Below are 18,919 nucleotides of genomic sequence, written 5' to 3'. Positions count from 1 at the left end.
CACTGAGAAATTAAAGCACCGTCAATAAACCGGCATCACGAAGCCGGTCTGCGGCATCTGCTAACTGTCCGAACGGCAGCTCGGCACGCTCGGCCATGTCGAGGATCGAATGATCACCGTCGGCCAGATTGAGCACCCATAACATAGCCATCGCATTCTTAGCCGCATTCCGATCCCCTCCGGTGCCACCGTAAAGGCCCCGACGACCAAGTTGTGGCTCGCCCTTTGGCGACATATTGAGTGGCGTCCAATTACGCTCTGCGATCTCAATCGCTTGGATAATAAGATTGTAAGATTGTTCCAGATAGTTGGGTTTGATGAAATCGAGATTGTCGGCGGAGGTATGATACTCAGCAAACTCCCCATAGAGACTGCGTTGAAACAAACCAACCGGCAGATTGAAACCCGGAGAGCAGAATTGCCGCTCGTCATATCCATATGGCCAAAAATCATGCACTTTTGCTTCTGGAAGATCAGACCCGCCCAAAATTTGGGACATAATGCGATCGATTTCCGAATTGCCACGGCGGCTGCGCTTATAGTTGGGCCCACCGCTATCACCAACGCACGACAACACAAGGCCATGCTTCACAAGTTTCAAATTCTCTTCGTTCTGTTTAAGCCAGGCGAGAGCCCCAAAAGTCGAAGGGCCGAATAAAAGTCGGTATGTGAAATGTGTCTTTCGCGACTTCAATACTTCACCCAGACGCGTTTGCAGCGCTATTCCTGAGCAGTTGTCGTTGGCAAGTGAAGGATGGCAAAGATGTGTGGAAAGTAGGAAGGTTTCATCAGTTTCGCCTTTATGGATGAATTCGCCAAAAATGAGTGAGCCCTCCCGCCGCTCGGCATTAATCACTACCTCGTAAAGCTGGTCTTCCATCCGCATAAGCGCATTATGTGTCATGCAAAAACCCCAAGCTTCCGTATGATAGCACGTGCGATAGGGGATAAGATCGGGCTGGTCAGGCAGCGTGTGGATATGTCCTTTCAACTCATCTAATGTAAGTTTGGTGCACACTGGCACGCTGAAATTGACCACGTGCAGATTATGTTCCGCAAAATCAACAATGCGGCGACCCGCAGAATCCATAATGTAAGCGTCACGGATCAGCCACTCCTGCGGAGCCTGCCAATCAAAAAGCTGAGTACCGGTAGGAATTGTATGAATTTTCAAAGGCAAATGTTCACTGATAATGGAGAGCGTTTCGCGCACACCGTCACCGGTGAGACTACGGCAAATTGGGAAGAGCCGCGAAGCGAGCTCGTAGATGCTCATTCCACATGAAGAATGTATTTCTGAGCATTCAATCTGCGGGCTTCCTACTCTGGTATCCATTATGCAGTTACCCGAAGCGGTTGTAGATGTTCATCTACTCTACGCAGATTGGCATCGAGCACACCTTGAGCAATCAGCTTTCGAATATGAGCTATACGCTGGAACCGCGGACCTTCAAATTCCTCTAGCGTCAATGAAGACCGGCTATAAGCCGCTAGAAGCTCCTGAGCACCAGCGACCGCATCCCATTGCGGCTTAGCCGCTGGCAGAACGCGCGCCAGTTTCTCAAAACTAACCCGATAAGAACGCGTATCAGGGCCTGCGTCATCTGCGTATTCTATCCGGCAATCAGGGACATTGTCTGCAACAATGCTGGCGATATCGCGAATGCGATAATTATGTTCGGTCGAGCCCACATTGAAGGATTCATTAAATACCTTCTCTCGCGGTGCTTCCATTGCTGCATTAAACGCACGCGAGATATCTCGGATGTGAACTATCGGTCGCCAGGGTGTACCGTCTGATTTGAGATAAATAAGCCCCTTTGTGACTGCCCAGGCAACCAGATTGTTGAGCACTATGTCGAACCGCAGAAATGGGGAAACGCCGTAAGCCGTCGCCGGTCGAAGATAGACCGGACAAAAACTGGTATCTGCCAAGGCTCGTATTTCCTGTTCCGCTCTCACTTTGGAACGGCCATAAGCAGTGACGGGCTTAAGTTCTCCGGTTTCATCAATCAAATCAGCATCACTGATGCCGTAATTGCTGCAGGATGATGCAAACAAGAACCTGCCAACACCGGCTGATTTCGCTGCTTTTGCCATAGCCACACTGGCATGATGATTGATCTCATAAGTGAGGTCTTCGTTGAGATTGCCCAGCGGATCGTTAGACAGCGCTGCTAGATGAATAACAGCGTCGAAGCCTTCCAGATCTCGTGGCGACACATCACGCACATCCTTGCGGATTGTCGGGACATTGAAGACCGATCCTCCCTCTTCGAAAAGACAGTGCTGATACAGACCGATGTCATAGCCCGAGACATCATGTCCCGCATTAATCAATGTCGGCACCATCACCGATCCAATATAGCCCTGATGTCCTGTAACAAGTACCTTCATGTCCGGTTCCTCAACTAAAAACGTGGAACTAAGGTAGCGGGCCTGACTTGAAGCGACGAGTTAACCGAAGGCATGTTTACTTCGGACAAGCGTTGAAATCAGACGCGAAAGGTCGTGGAGACTACCTCTTTTGGATGAGCTGCAATTGTTCAGGACTACCGATTACCAGAATCCAGTCGCTGTTATTTACGTTCTTGCGGTCTTCGGGTGCCGGATAAATGCCAAATTCACCGTCGATTTTCGGGCTTTTTGACGGCAAAAATTTGACCGAACTTGGATCGCCCCATATGGCTTCTTGACCATTGGAAATAGCATTTCGCTTCACTTTGAAACCGTCAGCATCGCCATAGATAACGATCAGACTGCGATCTGGCAAAGCTGCTGCATAGCTTTCATCAACGCCGGAAATCTCATTATCGCGATCTGGCTTCAATTGTGACCACGGTATCTTATCAAAAATCGCTTTCATGACTGACATTGATCGCGCACCGGGACTGGCCAGCGCCTCTTGCCATTTCTGATCCGAGGTGAAGACGCCGGGGCCAGTAAAATGCCAGATGGGATTGTTGCCAAAGAATTGCCCAGCCGCACCACCTAAAAGCGCGCCATAAGCATTGCGGCGTATCATGCGTGCGGTCGTCTCACGCTCATACTCATAGGCCCCTTCGAGTAGGATTACCGGCATCCTGCTTGATTTGCTGCGGTCGAGGGTCGTTTTGTGAATATTGTTATATGTATAGACCGTATCGATCGCCAACCAGTGCTGATCTGCCCATAGCTTGGCAGTCTTTGTATCGCGTCCCGAATGAACGGTTTGCAGTGCATGAGGAGAAATCGCTGCAATTCCTTCTGCAAGCTTTGACACGAGTTCTCGATCCGGCGCATCAAAATCACCGCCCAACGCCCAAACGATGTTGGGGAATTTTGAGAACTTTTGCGCGATGGCTTTGCCGTAAGCTTTCATTTTCTCAGGGCCTGCGGCCTGTGCTTCAGCGAACCAGCCCTGATCGCCACCATTTACGCCGAGATAGGCAGGCGCGAGAAAGACCACCAGCCCAAGCTTCTGCGCCCGTCCAATTATCCATGCAGCATGATCGAAATATTTCGGATTAAGCGCACCAAAGGCCTCGTTTGCGAAAGGCAACTCGCCATACGCATTTCTTGGCGGATTGCTTGAAAACTGACGTTCGATCAGATTGACCAGAATGGCATTAAAACCGCGTTCGCGGCGATCAGCCAGATAAGTTTCGACATCGTTTCGCTTCAGTTCCGCGATCAACGACCAGGCCGTGTCGCCATGCAACAAAAACGGCTTGCCTTGAGCGTCTTCAAAAGTGCGATGATCCTGACTTACTCTGACAGGGAAAACATTCTCGGCTTGAGCCACTCCTGTCAGAAGCAGCGAAAAGCACAAAATGAAACCTAATCGTGAAATTCTCATCGCTTAGCAGGCGGATATGATGGCGCATCATTAAATCGGCGATATACCACCTCTGACGGGCGCCCAGTAAGATAATTATCGACACCGTCATTAAGTGCCCTGACATAGACACCAAGTGCTCCATCAATTGCGTCGACGGTACGTGCAATATCCGTGTCACTATGCGTGTAGCTTACAACGAGTGACGGCATGAGTACACCTCGCCTGATCGTCTCTTGAAGAAGAAGTGTCCGCAGCGCCTGAGATGGCTGTCCATTCTCATCGAGAGTTGCGTAAGCCAGACAGCAAGGGCGTCCAACCAACCGAACATTCTTTTCTAATCCATACGCTGCAATTGCTGTATTAACCCCTTCTGCAAGCCTCCGACCCTGCTCGTAAAGCCGCTCAATCACCGGCTCGTCACGATAGACCTTCATGGTGGCAATTGCAGCTGCCATGGAGTGAGTTTCAGCGCCGTGGGTGGTCGACAGCAAAAATACGCGGGCAAAGTCGGTTTGTGTAAGCCCACCAAGCTGCATATACTCGGCTTTTCCTGCGAGTGCCGAGATTGCAAATCCATTTCCCAAGGCTTTGCCAAAGCACGAGAGATCAGGCTCTATGTCATAAAGCTTTTGCGCCCCGCGCATATGCCAACGAAAGCCCGTTATCATCTCATCGAGGATAAATAGGGCACCGTTTTCATGGGCAATTCGTTTTGCTTCGTGCAAGAAACTATCTTGGGGTTCATCCATCCGCGCTGGTTCAAGAATGAGCGCTGAAATCATGCCCGGATAATTTTCGAACAAAGCCTTTACGCTGGCAATATCATTATAACGAAAGGTAGCTGTCAAAGCGGACACTGATGCAGGAATACCCGCATTCATTTTCGTCGTCCCAATGAACCAGTCGTCAGTCGAGAAAAATGGGTGGTCGGCACAACACGCGACCATATCGCGGCCGGTATAGGCACGCGCCAGACGCACGGCCGCTGAGGTAGCGTCCGACCCATCCTTGCAGAATTTTACCATCTCAGCTCCCTCGATTAATTCAAGAAAGCTCTCAGCGCATTCAATTTCTATCGCGCTCGGCCTGGTAAAGTTGCAGCCATCCTGCAACGCATCCCGGACTGCGTGCAGCACTGGCGGATAGGCATGTCCGAGCCCCACGGAACGATTGCCCATTCCGTATTCAATATATTGGTTTCCATCGACATCAAACACGTGCGAGCCTGAACCACGCTGTATGAAACCCGGTGCCAGAACCGGATATTGATCGTCGCCTTTGGCATATGTATGACATCCACCCGGTATGAGAGCGTGTGCCTTGCTTCTGAGCAATTGCGAATTGCGAAACCGGGATGTGAAAAGGTTCATGACCTTGTCCCTTTGTTATTTACCAGTTTTGACGATCACACTGTGGACCAAGCTGTGTTCAGGCGTTCTCGCATCTGTCGCAGCCAGTTCTTGACGGGTTTAGGCAACCGGCTTCGCAGACTTGAATGCAACGCCGTTGGCATATTCCACTGCGACAAGGCTAAAGGTGGTGCAATTGCCGGTCGGCTCTGCATGAGGTTTTCGAGAAGCCCCGCATAGGTCTGACCCACCTGATCATTATTGAAAGCGACAGCTACTTTAAGGATAGCGGCCTGAGCCATCTCATCTCTCAAATGCTTATTATCTGCTAGAAAATCTATGTGGAGGGCTGCCTGTCGGAAATCTCCAACCGGAAACAAAAGGCCATCTTCACCGTTAGTGACAATCGTGTCAGTTACACCCGCGATCCTAGAAACAACCGCAGGACACCCCTGGCTCATCGCTTCAATGAGCGTAAGACCAAATCCTTCAAACCGGGATGGCATAACCATAACGTCGTGCTGACTGACAAGCCAGGGAACATCTGATGGCGCAACCCAGCTCGTGAAACTTATCCTCTCGCGAAAACTCTCAAGTCGATGACGCAATTGAGCCAAATCTGGGCCGTCACCTGCTACGGTTAGATGATAATCACATTTTAGTTCGCGCAAAATATTGGGCAGCCAGAACACGCCTTTTGAATTGTCCTCGATGCGGCCGAGATAAAGCAGGCGTAAAGGTGCATTTTCATCCCGCTGCGATACTGTTTGCGGTGTACAAATATTCTTGTTCAAGCCATGCGGGATAACCAGTGTTCGCGCGGCATCGAAGCCATAATGGTTCACCAGATCGTCCCGACAGCGTTTGGATACGCCCACTGTCGCATGAACGTGATCGCGTATCGCGCGAGCCGCTGCATAAGTACCCGGCGTGATATTGTGCACGATCATAATGCGTAAAATGTCATCTGGTAGATATCGCACCAAGTTGGTTTCGAAGCGGCTCGACAGAACGTTTACGAACACGGCCTCGAATTTTTTCTCGCGCAGAAACGTGACCATCCTTCTGGCGCGTGTTTCCTCGTCCAGCACGCCCATCTGATCAATTGCATCACCTTTTCGTAACGCATCGCCTAATCCCTGACCTGCAGATGGAAAACTGATCGTTTCTCCTGCGGCTCCCGCAGCTAACCAACGCAATTCAATACCGTACCGTCGAAGCGACGAACTCAGGCGCGTAAACACAGAGTAGGTTCCACCAATATGTGGACGGACGAAGTAAGCACATTTCATGATCGAAACCCTGCTGCCCAGAGACCAAGACTTCGAGGGAAAAATCCCTCGAAGCCTTACTCCGGTATATCGGGGGGCGTTTGATATACCGCTCGCCAGTGTAACGAAATTGCGCGGCAGCGCATTTTGTCTATGAGGGGTATATGCCTTCATACATTAGAGGATGGTGTTCACCCTTCTGCCAGTTTTCATAAAAACTCATACCGGCTTAGCTTGTGAATGCAGCTGGAGACACTTGTATGAGAATAGGTCTTTTCGGTCAGTTCGGTTCTGGCAATACCGGCAATGACGGATCGCTTGAAGCAATGCTGCAACTATTGAAACGCACGTGCCCAAGTGCTCAGCTCATCTGTATATGCTCCAGACCCGAAATCATCGTCGAGAAATTCCGAATAGATGCGGTTCCTGTTGGGCAGCCTGCGTCGGAAAATGCAATCATAAGGCTGATCAACAAAGTTCTCTTAGAGTTTCCGCGCCGTGTTACCGGCTTCTTGGGGGCAGTGTCGCTCGCTCAAGGCATTGATCTCATCATTGTTCCTGGCACCGGCATTCTTGATGACTTCAACGAAGATCCGTTTGGGTGGCCATTCGCAGTTCTACGTTGGTCTGTGGCAGCGAGATTGGCAGGAGCGCGCTTTGCCTTCATTTCAATTGGTGCAGGTCCTGTCACGCATCCTTTGAGTCGCTTTTTCGTCCGCAAAGCTTCGATGATGGCCGCGTACCGTTCCTACCGCGATCAGGTTTCTTATGATTTCATGAAGTCTTTAAATATGGATGTTGCAAACGACATTGTCAGTGCTGACATCGCATTTGCGCTACCCACGGCAGAAGACGAATTGCGTAACACCGGCGATCAGCGAGTGGGTCTGGGTATTATGACATATAAAGGTTGGAAAAAGCAGGCCGCAGATGGTGCTGCGATTTACGATAATTATCTCGATAAGATGACCGAGTTGATTGACGAACTTCTACAGGACGGACGGCAGGTACGCCTGCTTATCGGTGACAAGGGTGACCTTGAGGCAGTAGATGATCTACAACGGCGCATTAGCGCATCCAATTTAGGAAATGTTATTTTCGAGCCTGTTGCTTCTCTTAACGATCTCATGCAGCAAATTGCAAAAACCGATATAGTGGTTGCCAGCCGATATCATAACATCGTTTGCTCTCTTTCTATGGGCAGACCCGCAATTTCGATTGGTTATGCACGGAAGAACGACGCGCTTTTAAATGACACCGGTCTGAGTGAATTTTGCCATCACATTGAGAGCTTTGATCCGAAAACACTGCTCGCTCAGATCGACAATATGTTTTCTCGCAGAGAAGAACTCGTGAAAACTGTCGAAGATGGCGTCAAGCTCTATCGCAAGAGACTTGCTGAGCAAGAAGAAGTATTACGCGTCAATCTTCTCCAAAAAAGCAGATAACACGGTATTGCACGCCCCTAGTTTGAATGTCGTTGGCGGCGCTGAAACAAATAACCGAAAGGTGGCATCAAAGCCATCAGCGGATGCCTTTTGAGCGCAAAGGCCATCAAGGATGCAGATCCCTTTTCACGCCTGACGAGATTTGACCATGCCGACCAATATGCTCGTTTAGTGAGGCAATCACGCGCCATCTCGAGATAATGTTTGGCTTGCGGCATGACTCGTCCCTCATTTTCAAAGAACGAACAGAACCCTGCTTCAAACTCTCGATTCCAGTGCATGATCCCCGTAACTGTTGCAGACTGGTTGTCCGAATGAACACGCGCATAAGCTTGTATACTGTCGGTCGAGGCAACATTCCCGAACAATGCCAGACGTAACCACATCTCAAGATCATCGGTATGCGAGAGTGTTTGACGGTAATATCCAACTTGTTTTTGCACAACCGTGCGCACCACCGCCGTCGGGCCCGCGACAGGATTAAAAGCATGTTTGCATGCAAGCCCAATGAAATCGGAGCCAGAGCTGATGTTCCATTGCCCGCCACCAACAATCGTGGGTTTTTGGGGCCTTTTCTCATCTTTTGAGATTTTTTGGGTCGCCCCGAAAGCCAGATGAACATCGGGACATTGTTCGAGCACATGGACAGCTCGGGACAGGGCTCCATGGGCAAGCAAATCATCGGTGCACAGTATAAGAAAATATTCAGAGCATGCCCAGTCGACTCCTTCATTAAAGGAGGCGTGCGGTCCTGCATTTTTTGATCTCAGCAACAATTCGACACGTTTATCGTGCGCTGCAAGATCGCGCGCTATAGCGGCGCTATTGTCTTTGGATGCGTTATCAATAATGAATAAACGGACCTCGACACCTGTTTGAGATAGCACGCTATCTGCGCATTCAAGCAGGTAATGGCCATAATTATAGTTAGGTATCACAACGTCGACAGTTGGGTAATTGGTGCTGCGGGGCTGCATAACAGGCCTCATTCCGCTGGTTCAGACAGATTTGATCGCCGCAATCGCGACCAACCGAAACGGCTTATGAACTTTCCAAAAAGCCATTTGAAAATTGGAATGAGTTCATCGGTGAAAGGGTGGCGGGTGACAAACACCGCCAAGAGCCAGCCTGCGATCCCCACTAATCCGATAATAACTGCCCTCGTCCAGTGCATATCAAGATTAAATCCATCCGCGGCCACCACCATAAGCGGGCCTGCAAGCGCAAGTATCGTGACAAGCGCACTTTTCATAAGTTCTTTGGCCAACACCCGATAGGAAAAATTCACGTGCTTGCGCACATAAACGATGGCGACAAACATTTGAAATGGAAGGCTAATGAACTGGCTCAACGCCACAGCCAGCAATCCGTGAAATGCGGCAAGACATAAGATAATCGTGGCAACCGATCTTGAAATGAAGTTGGAAACAAAAGCCTCCCGGTTTGCACCGAGCGCCATAAGAAGCGGATAGGTCAGAATAACCGGAAACCAGAACAGACTTGCGAGACTTGAGATCGCAACAATAAGCGCTGCTTCTGACCATCCCGGTCCCAGAATTATCTGGACGGCGGGATAGGCCAAAAGTGCCAGTAAGGCTTGTGCAGGCCAATAGACCACCGAAATATAGGATAAAGCCCGCACGTAGGCGCGACTGATATCACCTCCTGCACGAACATGAGCCGAGAGCATAGGGAATGCCACGGTAAATACCGCAGAAAGAAAAACGCGATCGGGCAGTCCACTTACGGTGTTAGCCCGATTATATATCCCAACGGATGCTATTGGCATGAAGCGACCCAGCATCAGTTGAGGAAAAGTTTCACATATCTTGTTCAGACCCGCATTGCCGCCGAGATAAATGCCAAATCTCCAGGCCACATCAATGCTGGCAAAAGAAGGCCGTAGCAGACGTCCAAGCGGATAGACGGCCATCGCCAAACCTGTTGTCATCAAGGCGCTGGCGAGCAAACCGAAAGCAAAACACATGTGCCCAAAACCAGATGTCGCCATTGCAATCGTTACAGCAGCCCCGAAACCAGATCCAGCAGTACGAATTCGCGCAAGGATGCCGAATGCCATTTCACGTCGCAATAGCGCTACCACCGGCAATGAAAGGCTTTCAACGATTGCTGCGATGATGGTTATATCGAGGAACATCAAAAGTGATGGATCGTGATAGGATGCTGCAAAATACTCACGTGCGAGATAAAGCCCTGCTGATAGGAACAGCGTTACAACCATGAGGAAAGTCATCGAAGTCCTGATGTCGTGGTCTTGAACTTTCTCAATCCGGATCAGAAATTCGGGGCTGGCAAATTCTCGCAAAGAGAAGACAATTGCGCCAATACTCAGCCCAACAACACCCGCACCCGTTTCTGCAGGTCCTAGAAAGCGAGAGACTGTGATGACGGTCAGGAAATTGAACAACAGGCCAGCATATTGCTCAAGTGCGGCCATGAGAATGCTTCGTCGGCCACCGCTCATCTGCTGCTCCTCTTAGATAGCTCGGCCTTAAAGCAAGCTCGGGACTGCGTTTTAAGCTGCTGATGTTTGTTCAAGATACTTTATCCCCCCGGACGGCCTTACCAGAACGGCAATGGGCCATTCTTTGTTCTCACATATAAGGATAACCGTTTGGAGCCCGTGGGAAACGTCACCGTTGGTGTTAGGCCCTGACCAGAAAGGAGTATGCTGCACGCTCTATAGCCAAGTCGTCGGTGCGAACATGAGCCGGTAAAAATCTACTCAGTCTTAATTTTTACCCGCGCTTGGGAGGAGACATGATCAGTCTTTTCTGCATCACGCTTCTTGCTTTCACCTTATCAGTTGCATTCTGTTTAGGGTTTCGCGGGCTTGCACGCGAGTGGTATCTAATCGACATCCCCGATGCTCGAAAGAGACACGATGGAAATGTACCCCTATGCGGCGGGATTGCAGTTTTTCTGTCATTCTTGGTGACCGTTTTTCTGACACCTTCCTTGGGGGGCTCGGCTAGTGCGGTAGCTTTGCTACCAGGCATATTTCTGGTCCTTGCAACCGGCGTTCTCGATGACAGATTCAATCTTCCTGTCGCGCCACGCCTTGCAATTCAAATCGTTGCGGCATTCCTGATTATCGGAATTTCTGGAATAACACAGATCCATCTAGGCCTTGCTGGAGGTGCAACACAAAGTATACTCCTCCCGGCAACCGAAATCCCAGGGGACGTTCTTGCTGGACCTCTTTTCCTGTTAATCGTGCTCGCGTTTGTGGTGGGCCTCGTGAATGCCATCAATATGAGTGATGGTGTTGATGGCCTTGCAGGTTCAGCGAGTGCTGCGGCCTTTTTCTGGTTGGCGGCTATATGCTTCTGGGTAGACGAAAATCGCATCGGTGTACAAACACTTGCTTTGGCAGCTGGATGCAGCGGCTTTCTCGTCTTCAACATGCGGCATCGCTGGCGCGCAAAAGCCAGCCTCTTTCTCGGCGATGGCGGCAGCACTTTTCTCGGCGCGACACTTGCCGGAATAATTTTAATTCTCGCTGACGCCCATACTGAAGTCGCCTTTCCGATCGTGTTGTGGGTGGTAGTCGTGCCAGTGATCGACACGCTCAGTCTCATCGTGCGTCGTCTAGTATCGCGCAGAAGTCCATTTTCTCCTGATCGGCAACATTTGCATCATTTGTTTATCGACGCCGGATTATCGTCGGGTCAAACTGCAGTTGCTGTGATGGCGCTCAATTTCCTGGCAGGAGCCACAGCTTATATTGCTATACGCCTGGAAATACCCGCCTGGCCAATGCTGATAGCGCTCATCATCCCGGTGATTGCACATACGCTATTCGTAGTCCGTACCAACAGAGGCTTGCGCCCTATTGTGGCAGCGGCAGAGCCAGCTCAAACATCAAAGGCAAATGTGACTTTACCAGGGGCAACTTCATGAGCGTTTCAGTTCTTATCATGACATTAAATGAAGAGATCAATCTGCCAGCCTGTTTAGCCTCACTGGATTGGTGTGATGATATCGTCATACTCGATTCATTCAGTGAGGATCGCACGGTAGAACTCGCAAAATCGGCAGGCGCACGCGTGTTTCAGCGCTCCTATGATACAGAAGATCGACAGCGAATGTATGGGTTGACTGAGATCAGATTTAAACACGATTGGGTCTACACGCCAGATGCGGACGAGATAACGCCTGCTGATTTACGTGATGAAATGCTGGCAATTGCATCAGATCCAACACGGCCAGAAGTGTTCTTTAAAGCACGCTACAAGAACATGTTCATGGGCCGTTGGATTAAGCATGCGAGCCTTTATCCCACATGGATCACCCGTTTGGTGCGCCCCGATCGTGTTCGATTTGAACGCTCGGTGCATTCACGTGCAAGCGGTGGTCCAGAGGGGGCTTTGCAGTCGCATTTCATTCATTACAGTTTCAATAAAGGCCTTGAGGCTTGGTACGACAAGCACAATCGCTATTCTTCTGCCGAAGCTGATCTTTCTGCCCACCGCTTGCTAGAGCGAAAGATCGACTGGGGCGGCATAGTATCCACTGCTCCTGAGAGGCGGCGACGAACTCTGAAGTCCCTCTCTTATCATATGCCATTCAGACCATCTCTGCGCTTTCTTTATATGTATCTGGTGCGTCGAGGTTTCCTTGATGGAAAACCCGGCTATCTTTATTGCCGACTTCTCGCTGCTTATGAATTTATGATCGTTATCAAAATGGAAGAACAGCGATGCAATAAAAACGTCAATTTAAGCAACTCATCGGTTTGCCAGGGTATGGACAGTAAAGAACCAGAACGGCATATGGTATGATGTTGTTGCTCTTCCTGCCCTGTGCCATTCTTTTCGGACTCGCTGCGATATTTTATTCAGAACCTGTTCTGACTTTGCAGGATGATGGCCGTAAAGCTGATGTGATTGTTGTGCCGGGTGGTGATGGGCCACCACGAGCAGCGCAAGCCGCACGGCTCTGGAAAGAAGGCCGCTCGCCGCTCATTCTGATTACTGGTGACGGCGATTGCCTTTTCAATAAGCAGATAATGGTGCGTGACGGCGTGAAACCATCCGCTATCCTTGTTGAATGCCAATCAGGCAGCACCTGGCAAAATGCCTATTATTCTGCACCCGTTATGCGAGGAATTCAGGCAAGAAAAGCGCTGATTGTTACGAACTGGTATCATTCTCGTCGCGCAATAGCGAGCTTTCGTGCAGCCTGCCCACAAATGCATTTCAGTTCTTCGCCCATTGGGGGCGATGGAAGGGAGGCCGGCTTTCCCTCAACCCCTGCTGATGTGGAGCTTGTGGCAAAAGAATACGTGAAACTTGGCTGGTATCTGGCATCTGGCCGCATTTTACTGCGGGATCTGGTTCGGGACGGTTCCACAACCTCCTTCGGCAGCGTTTGCGCGTCATATGGTAAAAGCCCATGAATATTTCGCTCACCTGGATTTTTGTAGGTCTTGTAGGATGCTTTCTGGCAGGCGGACTGCTCCTTCGAGCAGAACGCATGTATCAGTTTCCGTTTCTTGCAGGCGTAATGACTTTTGGTTTCCTGCTGCCACAGATGCCGGCGTTGGTGCATGACCAGTTTCTACCCTCAGGTGCGTACGCCAAAACGATGTTCATGGGAATTCTGTCGCTCGCGATGCTGGCGCTTGGTTGGCGTATGACCAAGAAACCTTTCGGCTTTCTCAGCATGAGCTTTAGCGAACACCGCCTCATTTGGGCAGCAACAGGTTTATCCGCTTTTGGTGCTGTCTTCTATTTTCTCTTAAGCCGTCTGCCCGGTGATGTTTCGATCGGAATGCAAATGACAGGCATTCCCGTTGTCTATCTATTCTTTGCGCAACTCATGCCTTATGGCCTCGCTATTGCTCTTTTGTGCTTTGCGCGCCGACCTTCATGGACAGCATTGGCAATTATCGCCTTTGATCTGGTTTTCTATTTCGATCGTATTCTCGTAACTGGAAAGCGCGCTGAAGCAATTCAGCTTTTTCTTATGATATTGCTCGCTTTCTGGTTTTACCGTCGCCTGGTGGTGCCACGCATTCTCATGACGCTTGGTATTCTTGCAGGGACCTTTCTGATGACGAGCATGGGCGATTATCGTCAAATTACGCGCGCAGCATCAGGCTTCGTTCTCGACGATATTATGCAGATTGATTATGCGGAAAATTTTCACGAAACGCTGGAACGCGGGGGTCTCGAAATGCGCAATGCGGTCCAGCGCATTGATGAAATTGATAGACGCCTGGAGTTCGATTACGGCAAATTTCACTGGAACCGCGTCATCTTCACTTTCATCCCCGCACAGCTCGTCGGCTCGAAGTTGAAGGAGTCACTTCAGTTCGATACGCCCAAACCAAGCCGCGACTATAACCCACTCACAGGCACAACTGAAACCGGACTGGTTGATGCGTTTGCATCATTCTGGTACTTCGGAGCTTTCAAGTTCCTGCTCCTTGCATGGATAATGCGCAGGCTCTGGGAAACCGCGATGGCCGGAGAGATGTTAGGGCAACTGGTCTATATGCTATCCGTGGTGCCTGCCATGCATGCAATTTCCCATCAGACCGACTGGGTTATTCCAGTTTGGATTCATATGGCGATTTTTTTAATACCGGTTCTAGCGCTTTGCCGCATACGCAATCGATCTGTAAGCCTGCCAACCCCGTTGCAACACGATCCACGCGTCCCACAATTTATGTAAAGGATGAGAATGATGTCTATTGCATCGCGATCAGATTCTCACATCTCCATAAACGGGCGGAAGGAAGCTTCCCGTCCAATGGAAGGCGGAGCAACCTTCACCTTAAACCATCGTCTTCTGCGTCTCTTCTGGCAGCTGACATGGTTTTCTTTAGCAGCGTGGACACCATCTTTCATGTGGCGCTGGCGGGCGATGATATTACGAGCATTTGGGGCTCAAATCCACAAAACCGCCATCGTACGCGGTAGCGCAAGGATATGGTGGCCGCGAAATCTCATCATGGATGCGCATTCTTCCCTTGGACCCGACGTATTTTGCTATAATGTTGCACAAGTGACACTGGCCCCTTTTGCCATCGTCTCTCAACGCGCCCATCTGTGCACCGCAGGCCATAATATCGACCAACACGATTTCCCGCTCACTGCGGCCCCCATTGTAATCGGGCCTTGTGCGTGGATAGCTGCAGAAGCTTTTGTCGGACCGGGAGTAAATGTCGGGGAAGGTGCCGTATTGGGGGCAAGAGCAGTCAGTTTCCGGGATATGGAAGCATGGATGGTTTATGCTGGTAACCCAGCAGCTCCTATACGTCCAAGACGAAAATCGTCTTGAACTCTAAAATTACTCTGACATTGCGTTAACCGTTCTCAGTCTATCCTGACCAGAAACGACCCCAGTCTTGGGAAGTTGCCATGTCTGATAGGCATCGATGGTCTGAAGCGCAATTCGTGGCCAAGTGTAATTCTCACGCACCAAGCGGCTTCCGGCGATACCCATTTGAACGGCGCGCTTTGGGTCTTCCAGAAGACGAATGAGCCCAGAAGCGACGGCCCCTGAAGACAAGGTACACACGACGCCTGCCTCCGCTTCAGCGACTTCAGGAAAATGGCAGGCGTCCGTGATGACAACCGGAACACCACAGGCAAGCGCCTCAGTAATGGCAACACTAAAGCCCTCCTGACGGCTAGGCAAACAAAAGCAGGCAGCGTTCTTCAACGCTGCAATCTTGGTATTGCCATATAGTCCGCCCGTCATGTGGACACGATCTTTCAGTCCCGCCTCACGAATGATCTTCAAAAAATCTGTTTCTGCGCCTCCGTCGGGCCCTGCAACCAGGAGGTCGGTTTCCGGAAAGAGTGGCGCAATCTGCCGAAAGGCATCAGCCAGAATGTCGAGGCCCTTTTTATAGTGTAGACGAGACAGGAAAAGCACATACGGACGATCGGGCAAGCCAGTTCTGATCCCCTCACCTCCCTCAACTTCACTCAGAAATATTCCGTTTGGAATAATAATGGATGGAGGTTTCAAACCCAACGGCCGCATCAGTTCAACCTCATCTTGATTAAGCGCCTGGATGAACGCAGCCCCATCAAGCATTTTCCGAAAGCCGAGCCTTAATGCGAGCTTCTTTTTCCATCCCTTTTGTTGCATGCTCCAGATGTCGAGCATGCCACAACAGCATATGCAATAAGCAACATGATAGCGACGACAGAGCATTGCCGCTCTGAACAAGTTGGTTTCCCACACACCATGCATGTGTACAAAATCTGCCGCGCGTATAAGGGGAGACATAGCTTTGGTAGCGCGGCTACCTAGAAATTTCTCGCGTATAGTGGGCATGGCGAGCAATAAAGTCTGAACCTTACTGAAATCGGGGATCGCAGCCGTGGCTTTAACAGCGCGATAATTGATCTCATCATCACTATAGCTGACGATAGTGACATCATGCCCGAGCGACGCTTGCGCAGCAGCAAGACGAACGACAACCGCCTGTGGGCCACCTTTAGCCGGATCGAAAGACCCTATGACGTGGACAATCTTCATGCAGCTTCACCGATTGGGAGTTGCGATAAAGCTTGGACCAATCGTTCGCCGTAGCGCACAACGGTAAAATCGCTTGCTCTTTCGCGAGCATTCTCGCTCATTCTGAACAGCATTGCGGGACTACTCGAAAACTGACGAAGGATTTCGACAGTTACATCGACGTCACGGATCGGGATAATATATCCATCTATTCCATGGCGAACTACGCTCCCGGCATTTTCAGTACAGATAACTGGGAGACCCGCAGCAAGTGCCTCGTAACATGCAGTTGCCGATCCTTCGCACAATGAAGGGAGATAAAACACATCTGCCCATTCAAACTGTGAACGCATTTCGCTGCGCGGTATCGGTCCGGTCAACTCGACAATCTTTTTAAGCTGCTCATGCACTTTTGGCTGGATATCGATGGGACCAACCATACGAAACTGAACCTGCCCTTTTAACGTTCGCGCCACCTCACCCACATAAGGCGAGCCTTTTCTGAGCCCCACGGCACCAACTGTTAAAACCCGCAATGGTCCCGCTTTGCGCGAACCTGGACTGATAGAAAAACGATCATCGACACCATAGGGCACAACGATCACCTTTTTGGCCGCACAGCCCGCTTCAATCACGTGTTTTGCCACAAAGTTCGATGGGCATATCACGGCATCTGCGATCTGCCATTCTGCATGTTCCCTTGCCGCAAACGTTGCTGAATTCACATCGTCAGTAGTGGATAGTTGCCAACCTGGATTTAGAGTTTCCTCCTCGCAGGCCAATTGATCGACAATGTTACGCGGCGCGATCATTTGTTCGACTGCAGTCCAAAGACCCTGTTTTCTTGCAGCGCTCAGCAGTTCGAGTGCTTCTCCGCTAAACGCATAAACCCCGCTTGCGCCATGAAATCCCTGTGCTGCGACCAGCTTACCAAAGGTCTCACCTGCCCATATCGCGTTAGCAGTTGATTGTGGCCCCGTCTGGTTAGCCAGTCTTCGCATTGCGGAATGAAGGCCGAAGGTTGGAAATGTCGTCATTCTTTCCTTAGGAATGCCCTGAGGTGCGCGTCCCACCAGTCGCCGTACAGCAGTCGGCAACATTGTGGAAGGCAACCGACTGAGCAGCCTCGGCCATCCCTGCAACGCGCAGATATCGGTGTAAAAGTGTGCCAGCCTCTGATGGTTTGCAAATATACGAGGCACCGCATAATGCATTCGTGCGCCCAATTGGCTTACGACAAACGAGCCTTCCATCACATTTTCTCCGCGTGAAATTTCCGATCCATAACCGGCATTGCTGAGAACTGACCTTTCCTCACTATTCGGCCAATTGCTGACTGCCAGACGGCCGCACCAAATTCGCGTGAATAGGCGGTTTCCATGAGATAACGCGCGTTGTTACCCATCGTGTTGCGGTTAAGCTGCGAGTTTCGCAACAACAGGATCGAACTAATCAACATCTCGACCTCGCCCGGACATACAGACAAGCCGCAGTGAAAATCACGCACAACACTTGCTATCTCACCGTCAGGATCACCAATGAAAATTGTTGGACGCGCAGCTGCAAGAACACCATAGAATTTGCTTGGCACAATGCAGTGTTCAAGCTCAGGCTTAAGTGACACCAGATGAACATCGGCGGCACCCAGACTATCCGAAAGCTGCTCCACGGGCTGGAAAGGCTTCATGACCACATTTGATAGCCTGCGTCGCTTTACTTCCTGTTCGACATAGGCACGTTGCTGCCCCTCTCCAATCATCAAAAACACGATATCCGAGTTCGTCTGTAGTTGCTCTGCAGCATCGAGCACGGTGCTGAACTCATGCGCTCGACCAAAATTACCGGAATAGCCAATGACAAATTTTTCGCCCAGACCCCACAAGTCGCGCAGCGCATTCTCTTCACGGTTAACGGGCAAAATCTCATTTTTATCTGCCCAGTGATGAACCACTGCTAAATTTTCTGAAGGTATGCCTTTTGCGGACAAATAGCGTGCCATTTTGTCTATGGGGCAAATCGTAAGTGCCGATTGACGCATCGACCAGTTGCGTAAAGCGACAGCGAGCCTCCCTGATACATTTTGGTGTTTCATCAGGCCAAGCTCGATAGCTGTTTCAGGGAACAGATCCATGACCCAGTTTACAAGGTGTGCTCGACGGAATCGAACAGGCAGCGCAGTTGAAACCGAAAGAAGTGGTGGATCCGTGCAGACCACACAAATATCATCCCTTCTAGTGTTTGCAGCAAACCATGCTGCAGCCGAGAGGTGAAACGTTGCGTAGTCAATTGCTCGACCTGCAAGCCTCTTGCGACCAAAACCGGACGTCCATATCCTATGTACATCGACACCCTCTATCGTTTCGCGAGCGGGCAAAGTGGGGTTGCCATTTTCATGATAGTTGCGGCTGGCAACTACAATGGTTTCAACGCCTTCACGCACCAGTTCATGAGCTAGGCTCGTCACCATCCGGCTCGTGGCGGATTGATCGGGATAAAAATACCTATTTGCTAGAACAACACGCATGATTT

General features: G+C 50.4%; 16 protein-coding genes. 6 read left to right on the top strand and 10 right to left on the bottom strand.

Features of this window, described 5'->3' with window-relative positions; genetic code table 11:
* Positions 1-10 precede the first annotated feature (10 nt).
* The 5 genes from CES85_RS22435 to CES85_RS22415 all read right to left on the bottom strand — a co-directional run bounded on the left by CES85_RS22435 (position 11) and on the right by CES85_RS22415 (position 6,461).
* Positions 11-1,336 carry a DUF4910 domain-containing protein gene (locus tag CES85_RS22435; RefSeq protein WP_095448079.1) on the bottom strand — a complete coding sequence of 442 codons (1,326 nt, stop codon included), beginning with the start codon at positions 1,334-1,336 and terminating at the stop codon, positions 11-13.
* Complete coding sequence (locus CES85_RS22430) at positions 1,336-2,397, bottom strand: NAD-dependent epimerase/dehydratase family protein (RefSeq protein ID WP_095448078.1); 1,062 nt, start codon at positions 2,395-2,397, stop codon at positions 1,336-1,338. Before CES85_RS22430 ends, CES85_RS22435 begins: the two co-directional genes overlap by 1 nt.
* A gap of 121 nt (positions 2,398-2,518) precedes the next feature.
* A complete protein-coding gene (locus CES85_RS22425; protein ID WP_095448077.1) occupies positions 2,519-3,838 on the bottom strand; it encodes a glycoside hydrolase family 140 protein in 1,320 nt (439 codons plus the stop codon).
* Positions 3,835-5,190, bottom strand: coding sequence for a glutamate-1-semialdehyde 2,1-aminomutase (locus CES85_RS22420; RefSeq protein ID WP_095448076.1), 1,356 nt, complete (start codon positions 5,188-5,190; stop codon positions 3,835-3,837). The genes CES85_RS22425 and CES85_RS22420 overlap by 4 nt, the downstream gene beginning before the upstream one ends.
* Before the next feature lie 35 nt (positions 5,191-5,225).
* Entirely contained in the window at positions 5,226-6,461 is a 1,236-nt protein-coding gene (locus CES85_RS22415; protein WP_095448075.1) for a glycosyltransferase family 4 protein, read from the bottom strand.
* Between the two features lie 239 nt (positions 6,462-6,700).
* Between CES85_RS22415 and CES85_RS22410 the strand changes: the two genes are divergently transcribed.
* On the top strand, positions 6,701-7,888 hold the full coding sequence (locus tag CES85_RS22410; RefSeq protein ID WP_095448074.1) for a polysaccharide pyruvyl transferase family protein: 1,188 nt from the start codon (positions 6,701-6,703) through the stop codon (positions 7,886-7,888).
* Between the two features lie 17 nt (positions 7,889-7,905).
* Here the strand turns inward: CES85_RS22410 and CES85_RS22405 are convergent, their stop codons facing one another.
* Both CES85_RS22405 and CES85_RS22400 read right to left on the bottom strand, forming a co-directional pair.
* Entirely contained in the window at positions 7,906-8,865 is a 960-nt protein-coding gene (locus CES85_RS22405; RefSeq protein ID WP_095448073.1) for a glycosyltransferase family A protein, read from the bottom strand.
* Between the two features lie 8 nt (positions 8,866-8,873).
* The gene (locus CES85_RS22400; protein WP_095448072.1) at positions 8,874-10,373 is read right to left on the bottom strand and encodes an oligosaccharide flippase family protein; all 1,500 of its coding nucleotides are present in this window, start codon (positions 10,371-10,373) and stop codon (positions 8,874-8,876) included.
* A gap of 296 nt (positions 10,374-10,669) precedes the next feature.
* On the opposite strand from CES85_RS22400, the gene CES85_RS22395 reads away from it, so the two are divergent.
* Genes CES85_RS22395 through CES85_RS22375 form a run of 5 tightly spaced genes read left to right on the top strand, consistent with a single transcriptional unit; the run spans position 10,670 to position 15,199 of the window.
* Positions 10,670-11,812, top strand: coding sequence for an MraY family glycosyltransferase (locus tag CES85_RS22395; protein WP_095448071.1), 1,143 nt, complete (start codon positions 10,670-10,672; stop codon positions 11,810-11,812).
* The gene (locus CES85_RS22390) at positions 11,809-12,693 is read left to right on the top strand and encodes a glycosyltransferase family 2 protein (RefSeq protein WP_095448070.1); all 885 of its coding nucleotides are present in this window, start codon (positions 11,809-11,811) and stop codon (positions 12,691-12,693) included. Before CES85_RS22395 ends, CES85_RS22390 begins: the two co-directional genes overlap by 4 nt.
* Complete coding sequence (locus CES85_RS22385) at positions 12,693-13,310, top strand: YdcF family protein (RefSeq protein ID WP_434063370.1); 618 nt, start codon at positions 12,693-12,695, stop codon at positions 13,308-13,310. Before CES85_RS22390 ends, CES85_RS22385 begins: the two co-directional genes overlap by 1 nt.
* Entirely contained in the window at positions 13,307-14,590 is a 1,284-nt protein-coding gene (locus CES85_RS22380) for a hypothetical protein (RefSeq protein WP_095448068.1), read from the top strand. The genes CES85_RS22385 and CES85_RS22380 overlap by 4 nt, the downstream gene beginning before the upstream one ends.
* Positions 14,591-14,602: 12 nt before the next feature.
* Complete coding sequence (locus tag CES85_RS22375; RefSeq protein ID WP_095448067.1) at positions 14,603-15,199, top strand: LbetaH domain-containing protein; 597 nt, start codon at positions 14,603-14,605, stop codon at positions 15,197-15,199.
* A gap of 9 nt (positions 15,200-15,208) precedes the next feature.
* Here the strand turns inward: CES85_RS22375 and CES85_RS22370 are convergent, their stop codons facing one another.
* From CES85_RS22370 to CES85_RS22360, 3 genes are read right to left on the bottom strand one after another with little or no spacing between them, the layout of a single operon-like run.
* Positions 15,209-16,411 carry a glycosyltransferase gene (locus CES85_RS22370; protein ID WP_095448066.1) on the bottom strand — a complete coding sequence of 401 codons (1,203 nt, stop codon included), beginning with the start codon at positions 16,409-16,411 and terminating at the stop codon, positions 15,209-15,211.
* Positions 16,408-17,643: a glycosyltransferase family 4 protein gene (locus tag CES85_RS22365; RefSeq protein WP_095448065.1), complete on the bottom strand. Its 1,236-nt coding sequence runs from the start codon at positions 17,641-17,643 to the stop codon at positions 16,408-16,410. The genes CES85_RS22370 and CES85_RS22365 overlap by 4 nt, the downstream gene beginning before the upstream one ends.
* Positions 17,643-18,914 carry a glycosyltransferase family 4 protein gene (locus CES85_RS22360; RefSeq protein WP_095448064.1) on the bottom strand — a complete coding sequence of 424 codons (1,272 nt, stop codon included), beginning with the start codon at positions 18,912-18,914 and terminating at the stop codon, positions 17,643-17,645. Before CES85_RS22360 ends, CES85_RS22365 begins: the two co-directional genes overlap by 1 nt.
* Positions 18,915-18,919: the final 5 nt, after the last annotated feature.

It is taken from the genome of Ochrobactrum quorumnocens (assembly GCF_002278035.1).
Lineage (GTDB): Bacteria > Pseudomonadota > Alphaproteobacteria > Rhizobiales > Rhizobiaceae > Brucella > Brucella quorumnocens.
Note: the sequence above shows the minus strand (reverse complement) of the source record. Positions and strands in the feature narration are given on the sequence as shown.